This is a genomic window from Pedobacter sp. KBW06 (assembly GCF_003852525.1).
Taxonomy (GTDB): Bacteria; Bacteroidota; Bacteroidia; order Sphingobacteriales; family Sphingobacteriaceae; genus Pedobacter.
In genome coordinates this window covers 1-1,899 of the sequence record NZ_QAJL01000008.1, presented here as the reverse complement: position 1 = coordinate 1,899, position 1,899 = coordinate 1, and the positions used below count along the sequence as shown (strand labels likewise).

Annotated in this window: 1 rRNA gene; it reads right to left on the bottom strand. The window is 47.7% G+C overall.

Going from position 1 to position 1,899, the window contains the following annotated elements:
* Window positions 1-83 precede the first annotated feature (83 nt).
* Window positions 84-1,605, bottom strand: a 16S ribosomal RNA gene (locus DBR43_RS32040).
* Window positions 1,606-1,899: the final 294 nt, after the last annotated feature.

Sequence of the window (1,899 nt, the reverse complement as noted above, 5' to 3'; positions counted from 1 at the left end):
GATGTTTCATCCTATGGGTTTTCTTTTTGAGATTTTATTGTCATTTATATCATTTACGTAGCGAGTAGTCTGAACTACTCCAGAAAGGAGGTATTCCAGCCGCACCTTCCGGTACGGCTACCTTGTTACGACTTAGCCCCAGTTATCGGTTTTACCCTAGGACGCTCCTTGCGGTTACATACTTTAGGTACCCCCAACTTCCATGGCTTGACGGGCGGTGTGTACAAGGCCCGGGAACGTATTCACCGCGTCATTGCTGATACGCGATTACTAGCGAATCCAACTTCAAGAGGTCGAGTTGCAGACCTCTATCCGAACTGTGAATGGCTTTTTGAGATTTGCTTGCTGTTGCCAGCTTGCTGCCCTCTGTACCATCCATTGTAGCACGTGTGTAGCCCCGGACGTAAGGGCCATGATGACTTGACGTCGTCCCCTCCTTCCTCTCTGTTTGCACAGGCAGTCTGTTTAGAGTCCCCACCTTAACGTGCTGGCAACTAAACATAGGGGTTGCGCTCGTTGCGGGACTTAACCCAACACCTCACGGCACGAGCTGACGACAGCCATGCAGCACCTAGTTTCGTGTGATTGCTCACTGATCTATCTCTAGATCATTCACTAACTTTCAAGCCCGGGTAAGGTTCCTCGCGTATCATCGAATTAAACCACATGCTCCTCCGCTTGTGCGGGCCCCCGTCAATTCCTTTGAGTTTCACCCTTGCGGGCGTACTCCCCAGGTGGAATACTTAACGCTTTCGCTTAGCCGCTAACTGTGTATCGCTAACAGCGAGTATTCATCGTTTAGGGCGTGGACTACCAGGGTATCTAATCCTGTTTGATCCCCACGCTTTCGTGCCTCAGCGTCAATAACACCATAGTAAGCTGCCTTCGCAATCGGTGTTCTGTGACATATCTATGCATTTCACCGCTACTTGTCACATTCCGCCTACCTCTAGTGTATTCAAGCTCATCAGTATCAAGGGCACTGCGATGGTTGAGCCACCGTCTTTCACCCCTGACTTAATAAGCCGCCTACGCACCCTTTAAACCCAATAAATCCGGATAACGCTTGGATCCTCCGTATTACCGCGGCTGCTGGCACGGAGTTAGCCGATCCTTATTCCTTCGGTACATTCAGCTACTTACACGTAAGTAGGTTTATTCCCGAATAAAAGCAGTTTACGACCCAGAGGGCTGTCTTCCTGCACGCGGCATGGCTGGTTCAGAGTTGCCTCCATTGACCAATATTCCTTACTGCTGCCTCCCGTAGGAGTCTGGTCCGTGTCTCAGTACCAGTGTGGGGGGTCATCCTCTCAGATCCCCTAGTCATCGTGGTCTTGGTGAGCCGTTACCTCGCCAACTAACTAATGACACGCATGCCCATCTTAATCCTATAAATATTTGATCATTGTACAATGCTGTACTGTGATTTTATGCGGTGTTAATCCGAATTTCTTCGGGCTATCCCCCTGATTAAGGTAGGTTGCATACGCGTTACGCACCCGTGCGCCACTTTCGTGAAGAGCAAGCCCTTCACTATCGTTCGACTTGCATGTATTAGGCCTGCCGCTAGCGTTCATCCTGAGCCAGGATCAAACTCTCCATTGTAAAATGTGTTGTTTGAACGCTGACCATTCTTAACTTGTTAATAATAGTCTTTATTCTTTTTTTGTATTGTCTGTCAGATTCTGACTTGAAAAAATAGCTTTGGTTTTCATGTACTTTGAAACGGTACTATCTTACCTCGCTACGCTATAAATGACATCTCTTTAATGAACTTTTCGAATCGCCTCACGGTTCTTCTTTTATGTTGCAATCGCTCTTCCTTTGTTTCTTCCCGGTCTTAATGTTCCTGGTGTCAGTTTCGGATTCCTGATCGTTTCAGTCTTTTTGTTTTTGTTA